This window comes from Pirellulales bacterium (genome assembly GCA_036490175.1).
Classification (GTDB): Bacteria; Planctomycetota; Planctomycetia; order Pirellulales; family JACPPG01; genus JACPPG01.
This window is the reverse complement of sequence record DASXEJ010000099.1, coordinates 1-7761: the sequence shown is the minus strand read 5'-3', so window position 1 is coordinate 7761 and position 7761 is coordinate 1. Positions and strand designations below refer to the sequence as shown.

Below are 7761 nucleotides of genomic sequence, written 5' to 3'. Positions count from 1 at the left end.
GATAGCCTCAACAAGTCCTTTGACAAGCCGGTTAGTATCAACAGCGCAGGAGGCTCGGGTGGCGGCGGCGCAATCATTACCGACTTTGGGGTCTTGCTCATTCGCAGTTACCGAGCGCTCGAGAGCGAAATCAGCGTCATTGCCGAAAGGCACCTGAAAAGTATTCTTCCGAGGACGCTGTCGGGCGCCGCCTCGGCGAAGCCCATTCTCAGGCGGAAGTCGCTCACCGATATCAGTCGGCGCTCTCGATGAAGACGCGATCCTCACCTCACGACTCCGTCCGTGTCCGGCAGATTAGAATTGAACGGTTACCGGGGTATCATCGAATCATCACTCGCGGGAGTTGAATCATGCCGACTATTTTCGTCCTGAATGGGCAGTCCGCCACCCTGGATGCCGATCCCACGATGCCTCTGTTGTGGGCGCTGCGTGAAATAGCGGGCCTTCACGGAACGAAGTTCGGTTGCGGCATGGCCCTGTGCGGAGCCTGCACGGTGCATTTGGACGGACAGGCGGTGCGATCCTGCGTGTTGCCGCTGTCGGCAGTTGCGGGGCGGCAGGTCACCACGATTGAAGGGCTTCAAAGCAAGCAGGCCAAGGCCGTGCAGGCTGCTTGGGTCGCACTCCAAGTGCCTCAATGTGGATACTGTCAGTCTGGCCAAATCATGTCGGCCACGGCACTTCTAGAAAAGAATTCCACGCCCACGGATGCCGATATCGATAGCGCCATGAGCGGCAATATCTGTCGCTGCGCCACGTACCCTCGAATCCGCGCCGCCATTCACAGCGCCGCAGCAGCGGCCGGGGCTTGAGCCATGACCGTCACCGCAAAACGAGCAGGCGTACGGACGCGCAGAGACTTCCTTAAAACCGGTGCCGCCTCTGCGGTCGCACTGACGATCGGCTTCGAGTGGACGCTTTCCCCGCGACGCGCCGTTGCCGCCGCGGCGACGGGCAGCGCGCCTTTTGCACCCAACGCCTTTTTGCGCATCGCTGCCGATGACAGCATCACGGTGATTGCCAAACACTTGGAAATGGGTCAAGGGTCCTACACCGGCATCGCGACCATCGTGGCTGACGAACTCGATGCGGATTGGGCGCGGGTCAGTGTCGAGAGCGCACCTGCGGATGCCAAGCACTATGCCAATCTGGTGTTCGGAACCATGCAAGGCACGGGCGGCAGTTCAGCGATGGCCAATTCCTGGGCGCAACTTCGCGATGCGGGGGCGAAGGCGCGCGCCATGCTGCTGGCTGCGGCTGCCAAAGACTGGCGTGTTCCCGTGGGTGAGCTCTCAGTAGAGAAAGGCGTGATATCGCACGCAGCCAGTAAGCGCCAAGCGAACTACGGGTCGATGGTGAAGACCGCCACAACTTTGCCGGTGCCGGTGACCGTAACGCTGAAGGACCCGAAGAATTTCACGCTCATCGGCAGCCGGCCGCCGCGCGTCGATGTCGCGTCAAAGACCAACGGCACCGCGCAGTTCACGCTGGACACGGTATTTCCGGGCATGCTGGTCGCGTTGCTCAAGCGTCCGCCCTTGTTTGGCGCCACCGTGAAATCCTTCGATGCCACCGCGGCGAGCGCCGTACCGGGCGTTAAAAAGGTGGTTCAAGTGCCACGAGGGGTCGCCGTCGTGGCCAGCGGCTTTTGGGCGGCCAAGCAGGGGCGAGACGCGCTCCAAGTCGAATGGGACGATTCCAAGGCCGAGAAGCGTAGCTCGAGTGAGATTATGGAGGAGTACCGACGACTCGCCGAGCAGCCGGCAGTCCCGGCGCGCAAGGAAGGCGATGCCAAACAAGCCATCGGCAATGCGGCGCACAAAATCTCCGCGAGCTACGAGTTTCCCTACCTGGCGCACGCACCTATGGAACCTTTGGACGCGGTCGTCAAGCTTGACTCCACGAGCTGCGAAATCTGGGCGGGGGATCAATTCCAGACCGTCGACCAGATGAATGCCGCAAAGGCAGCCGGGTTGGATACCACCCAAGTCAGCATTCATACCCTGTATGCCGGAGGCAGCTTCGGCCGCCGAGCCAATCTCGGCTCCGATTACATCGTTGAAGCAGTCTCGATTGCCAAGGCCTACGGTGCGGATGGCACGCCCATCAAACTCCAATGGACGCGCGAAGACGACATTCTCGGCGGGCTGTATCGGCCGATGTACTTCCACAAGATGGAAGCCGGGCTAAATGCACAAGGAAAGCTCACGGGCTGGCACCACGTCATAGTCGGTCAGTCCATCATGGCGGATACGATCTTCGCAGGCCTCATCAAGGACGGCATCGATTCGACTTCGGTGGAAGGTGCCGCCAATCTAGCCTACGCCATTCCAAATATTGCGGTCGACTTGGCGACCACGAAGACCGGGGTGCCGGTGCTCTGGTGGCGGGTAGTCGGCAGCTCGCACACGGCCTTTGCGGTCGAATCCTTCATCGACGAGGCGGCGCACGCGGCTGCGCAAGATCCGTACGAGTTTCGTCGCAAGCTTCTAGAGCATCAGCCGCGCATGAAGGCTGTTCTCGAGCTCGCGGCCGATAAGGCAGGCTGGGGCAAAGAGCCGCTTGGAAGCGGGAAGGGCCGCGGCATCGCGGTGGCTGAAGCTTTCAAGACCTTTGTCGCGCAAGTCGCCGAAGTGAGCGTCGACAAGGACGGCCACGTGAAAGTGGATCGCGTGGTGTGTGCCGTCGACTGCGGCACGCCCATCAATCCCGACATCATCACGGCGCAAATGGAGGGCGGCGTGGGCTTTGGGCTCGGTGCGGTGATGTATGGCGAGATCACGCTGAAAAATGGCCGTGTCGAACAACGCAATTTCAACAGCTACCGCGTGTTGCGGATGAATGAAATGCCGAAGGTGGAAGTGCACATCGTACCTTCCGCGGAAGCGCCGACCGGCGTCGGTGAGCCCGGGGTGGCCCCAATTGGGCCCGCAGTGGCCAATGCAATTTTTGCCGCCACTGGCAAACGAATGCATGTGCTCCCGTTCCCGACTATAGGTGCCGTATGAACTCGAAGCCTGGGCGCGCTTCGCATCCGATCTTATGGACTCTCGCGATTCTCGTTGGCGTCGGTCTCGTTGTCACGGGCTACATGGCGTTCGGGCCCTCGCCAACCGCCTTTGCCGGCGGCAAAACCGTCGAGCTGCGGGCCTATCAAGGACAAGACCCCACCGGAGTACCGGCGGAGTTGAAGTCGGCGAGCCTCATAGAACGCGGCGAGTATCTGACACGCGCGGCAGATTGCGAGGTATGCCATACCGCCAAAGATGGCGCGCCGTTTGCGGGCGGCTTGGCATTTGTACTTCCCTTCGGCAGGATTTATTCGACCAATATTACCCCAGACGCCGAGACCGGCATCGGCGGTTATAGCGACGCGGACTTCTTGAACGCCGTTCATAAGGGAATCGGCAAAGGCAATACCCGGCTGTATCCTGCGATGCCCTATCCCAGCTATACGTACATGTCGGACGCGGATGCGCTGGCGATTAAGGCGTACTTGTTTTCATTGAAGCCCGTGCACGCCCCCGCGCAGCAAAATACCCTTTCTTTCCCCTTCAATCAGCGCGCGCTCATGGGCATATGGTCAGCGATGTTCAACGCGGACCGCCGCTACCAGCCGCATGTGGACCGCACCGATGAATGGAATCGTGGAGCCTATCTGGTGGAAGCGATGGGTCATTGCGGCGAGTGCCATACCCCGAGGAATTTGGCTTTTGCACTCAACAACCGACAGAAATTTAGCGGTGCGGTACAGGCCGGATGGCGCGCCTACAATATCACTCCGGATCAAAGCGCCGGCGTGGGTGCGTGGAGCGATGCGGATCTTGCGCGCTATTTGTCGATCGGTCATGCCGAGGGCCGCGGCACGGCCTCGGGTCCCATGGGCGAAGCGGTCGATGAGAGTTTAAGTCACTTAAAACCTACCGATGTCACCGCGATGGTGGCGTACTTGCGTACCGTGCCTAGTGTGTCAAGTTCCGATTTGCCCGCCCCGCGACCAGAGCCTGCCACTGTCACACAGACTGATGTGGCCAATAATCGCGGAAAGCAAGTGTACGAGGGCGCTTGTGCTGGATGCCACGGATGGACCGGTATCAGCCCAGTGATCCCGTTCGCCTCTCTGACCGGAACACGTTCCGTGAATGATCCCACGGCCACTAACGTTGCACAGGTGATCATCGGCGGCGGCAAGCGGCACTACCGGGTCGATGCGGAGAATATGCCGGCGTTCGGCAGCACCTACTCGGATGCGGAAATCGCTGCGGTGGCGAATTACGTCACTGCGCTCTTTGGTGCCAAAGGCGCCGATCTGACGGCTTCGCGCGTGGCGACACTACGCGCGGAAGACTGACTCTGGGTGAGTTGAGCTTGGAGGTTGACGATCGAATGGCATTTCCATAAAATTGGAATCATGAAATCAAGTGAAGTTGTCGAATCCCTGGCCGCTCTAGCCCAAGAATCACGCCTGGCCCTGTTCCGACTCCTGGTAAAACGAGGTCCCGAGGGCTATACCCCCGGTCAGTTGAGCGAAAAGCTCGACGTGCCAGGCCCAACGCTTTCGTTCCATCTGAAGGAGCTGCAGCGCGCCAACCTCATCGAGGCCAGGCGCGAGGGACGCTTCTTGTACTACAGCCCGAATTTTCCGCGCATGAATCAGCTATTGGCTTTTCTCACCGAGAACTGCTGTGTGCTGGCGGGTAAAGATTGCGGCCCAACCTGCAGCCCTGTGGCGGCCGAGGGCAGTCAACCCAAGAGGAGACGAGCATGAAACGATTCCACCTGCATGTGAGCGTCGAGAATCTCGATCAATCGATCCGCTTCTATTCGACCTTGTTCGCCGCGGAGCCAACGGTACGCCAATCGGACTACGCGAAGTGGATGCTCGAGGATCCGCGTGTGAATTTCGCGATCTCGACGCGCCGCCAACCGGTCGGTGTCAATCACCTAGGGTTTCAGGTCGAGACCGACGAGGAGCTGCGCGGCATGCACACGCAGTTGCAGGCGGCCGATGCGCGTCTGATCCAAGAGGACGATCAGCCCTGTTGCTACGCCCAGTCAAACAAGTATTGGGTCACTGATCCGACCGGCATCGCCTGGGAGACCTTTCACACCTTGGGCAGCATCCCGGTCTACGGGAAAGACACGCCGGTCTTCAATCACGGCGAATCGACTGTGCCTGACGGAAGTCCCCAGGCCGCATGCTGCGTGCCGACGGCGAAAGCGGAAGCGTTCGCCGCCAGATCGAGCTGCTGCTCCAAATGACGCCGCCGACCACCATCCGCCGTGGCCACTCGGCCGACCTATCCGCGGTCTCGCAACTGCTTAATGCTGCAGGGCGGCCGACGGCCGATCTAGCCGGCAGTCATCCAACGGGAACGATAAATCCGGGCGCGATCGAGCTGCTCGGCGCGGCCTATTGGTTCACGGCCGCAACGTACTTCGCAAATCCCGCGATCACCATCGCGCGATCGCTCACCAATACCTTCTCCGGAATTCGCCCCGTCGATGTGCCGGCTTTTATCGCAGCTCAACTCACCGGGGCGCTCGCGCGATTTCTATTCCCTTCGTCCAGACTTTCCGCCTCGTCCGCGACGCAGACTCCCGTGGCGGCGCTCGTCGACGCATTTGACGGGGAGGCGGCCCGTGGCTGACGCGCCGATCGAGGTTACGATTTATCACAATCCCGGGTGTGCGACCTCGCGCAACGTCTTGGCGCTGATTCGAAACGCCGGTATCGAACCCCGCATCATCGAATACTTAAAAACACCGCCCGATCGCGCAACCCTTGAATCGTTGCTTGAGAGAATGCAAATGGAGCCGCGTGCGCTTCTGCGGGAAAAGGGTACCCCGTATGCCGAACTCGGGCTGTGCGATGAGACCTTAAGCGACGCGCGGTTACTCGACGCCATGATGGCGAACTCGATCCTCATTAATCGCCCCCTCGTCGTCACGCCCTGGGGCGTAAAGCTATGCCGGCCGTCCGAGGTGGTGCTCGATATCCTGCCCCTGCCGCAGCGCGGCACCTTCACCAAGGAGGACGGCGAGCAGGTCATTGATGAGCACGGCGCACGAATTGGGAAGGGGCAAGCGCCGTAAGTGCTTTAGATTTCGAAGGCGAGACTTCGCGCACCGTGATCCTGCCCCGCGGCGAGTGGCATGATTTGTGGACGGGTAAGGCGATTGCAGGGGGACAGACCATTGAAATCCCGGCAAGCTCTGCACGTATCCCTATGTATGCCCGCTGTGGCCGTCTGACCGATCCGGCCCAAGCCGGAGATCGCGGTGATCACACCGCCGTAGTTACACCACGGGTTGGGATACGATCTTTCGCCGCCGTCGGCGGCCCAACCCTACTTTGGGGTGCGCGCGTGCACGAGGGGATATAGATGCCCGTTCATTTACAGCGATGGCTGCGTCCATCATTGGTGCTGGGCGGGATTACCCTCCTGCTCCACCTTCTCTTCAATGCCGGCTACGGCATCAACCGTGACGAGCTGTACTTCATCGTTTGCGGCCAGCGTCTCGCCTGGGGCTATGTCGATCAGCCGCCGCTGGTACCGATGTTGGCGGCGTGGTCCTACGCTTTGTCGGGAGACTGGTTGACCGGCTTCCGGCTGGTGCCGGCGCTGGCATTGTCGGCCACGGTGGCGATGACGGCCGAATTTGTCCGCTTGGCCGGTGGTGGGCGCTTCGCCCAATGGCTCGCCGGGCTGTGCACGGCGCTGGCACCGCAGTTTCTCGCCATCGGCATGATCTTCGTCGCCGACATTTTCCAACCGATCAGCTGGCTCGCCTGCGCTTGGATCTTGGTGCGCCTGGAACAGACGAAGGACGAGCGCTGGTGGTTGGCCTTCGGCGCCGTGGTCGGTTTCAGCCTGCTCAGCAAGTATATGATCGCATTTTACGTGGTCGCACTGGCCATCGGCCTGCTGGCGACGTCGCTACGCGCATCCTTGCTGAGACCTTGGGTCTATGCGGGCGCGGTGCTGGCGCTTGTGATCGTGCTTCCCAATATCCTGTGGCAGCAGGCCCATGGCTGGCCCTTCATCGAATTGGGCAAGGCGGGCGCCAGTGGCAAGAATATCGAACTGTCGCCGCTGGCTTTCTTCATCCAGCAGCTGCTCCTTATTGGTCCCTTGGCGGCACCGGTTTGGCTCTTGGGATTGTGGTCCGGAGTGCGTCGGCCCGCTTTCGCGCTGTTCCGCGCTGTGCCCATCGCGTATGTGCTGTTGTTCGCGTTGTTCGTCAGCAGTCACGGCAAGGCCTATTATCTGACGCCGATCTATCCGGTGCTTCTAGCCATTGGCGCGATTTCCGTCGAAAACTGGATGGCGAACGGGTTCGCGCGCAGGGCTGCTGTGGCGGCGGTCGCCGCCTCCGGTGCTGTCATTGCACCGCTTGCCATCCCAATGATGTCCGAAGACGGTTACATCCGCTATTCGGCGGCTCTCGGAATGACGCCATCTGCGATTGCGACAGAACACCTGAAGCAAACAAGTCTGCCGCAGGGTTTTGCCGACATGCATGGTTGGCCGGAAATGGCGGCGAAAATTGCCAAGGTCTATTGGTCACTGTCTCCGCAGGAGCGCTCCAAGGCCGTATTCGCTGGCGGCAATTACGGCGAAGCCGCCGCCATCGACATCTACGGTTCAAAGCTGGGTTTGCCGCCGGCCATCAGCGGCCACAACAACTACTGGATCTGGGGGCCGCGCGGTCACGACGGCAGTGTTGTGATCGAGATCGGCGGCACGCGCGAACAGC

General features: G+C 60.7%; 8 protein-coding genes. All 8 read left to right on the top strand.

What is annotated here, in order from left to right; genetic code table 11:
• Positions 1–350 precede the first annotated feature (350 nt).
• Entirely contained in the window at positions 351–812 is a 462-nt protein-coding gene (locus tag VGG64_07090; GenBank protein HEY1599350.1) for a (2Fe-2S)-binding protein, read from the top strand.
• A 3-nt stretch (positions 813–815) separates the two neighbouring features.
• Positions 816–3008, top strand: coding sequence for a xanthine dehydrogenase family protein molybdopterin-binding subunit (locus VGG64_07085; protein ID HEY1599349.1), 2193 nt, complete (start codon positions 816–818; stop codon positions 3006–3008).
• Positions 3005–4351 (top strand): cytochrome c, encoded by a 1347-nt coding sequence (locus VGG64_07080; GenBank protein ID HEY1599348.1) that lies wholly within the window; start codon positions 3005–3007, stop codon positions 4349–4351. The genes VGG64_07085 and VGG64_07080 overlap by 4 nt, the downstream gene beginning before the upstream one ends.
• A gap of 60 nt (positions 4352–4411) precedes the next feature.
• On the top strand, positions 4412–4768 hold the full coding sequence (locus tag VGG64_07075; protein HEY1599347.1) for a metalloregulator ArsR/SmtB family transcription factor: 357 nt from the start codon (positions 4412–4414) through the stop codon (positions 4766–4768).
• Positions 4765–5262 (top strand): ArsI/CadI family heavy metal resistance metalloenzyme, encoded by a 498-nt coding sequence (locus tag VGG64_07070; GenBank protein HEY1599346.1) that lies wholly within the window; start codon positions 4765–4767, stop codon positions 5260–5262. The genes VGG64_07075 and VGG64_07070 overlap by 4 nt, the downstream gene beginning before the upstream one ends.
• On the top strand, positions 5259–5651 hold the full coding sequence (locus VGG64_07065) for a hypothetical protein (GenBank protein HEY1599345.1): 393 nt from the start codon (positions 5259–5261) through the stop codon (positions 5649–5651). The genes VGG64_07070 and VGG64_07065 overlap by 4 nt, the downstream gene beginning before the upstream one ends.
• Positions 5644–6096, top strand: coding sequence for an arsenate reductase (glutaredoxin) (gene arsC / locus VGG64_07060; protein ID HEY1599344.1), 453 nt, complete (start codon positions 5644–5646; stop codon positions 6094–6096). Before VGG64_07065 ends, arsC begins: the two co-directional genes overlap by 8 nt.
• Positions 6097–6425: 329 nt before the next feature.
• Positions 6426–7761 (top strand): glycosyltransferase family 39 protein (locus VGG64_07055; protein HEY1599343.1); only part of this gene is annotated, 1336 nt, incomplete at its 3' end.

What these genes read in the sequence shown, in the direction of transcription:
- VGG64_07080 (HEY1599348.1), top strand. Translation starts at nt 3,005, where the DNA reads ATGAACTCGAAGCCTGGGCGCGCTTCGCATCCGATCTTATGGACTCTC.
- VGG64_07070 (HEY1599346.1), top strand. Translation starts at nt 4,765, where the DNA reads ATGAAACGATTCCACCTGCATGTGAGCGTCGAGAATCTCGATCAATCG.
- VGG64_07075 (HEY1599347.1), top strand. Translation starts at nt 4,412, where the DNA reads ATGAAATCAAGTGAAGTTGTCGAATCCCTGGCCGCTCTAGCCCAAGAA.
- VGG64_07090 (HEY1599350.1), top strand. Translation starts at nt 351, where the DNA reads ATGCCGACTATTTTCGTCCTGAATGGGCAGTCCGCCACCCTGGATGCC.
- VGG64_07085 (HEY1599349.1), top strand. Translation starts at nt 816, where the DNA reads ATGACCGTCACCGCAAAACGAGCAGGCGTACGGACGCGCAGAGACTTC.
- VGG64_07065 (HEY1599345.1), top strand. Translation starts at nt 5,259, where the DNA reads ATGACGCCGCCGACCACCATCCGCCGTGGCCACTCGGCCGACCTATCC.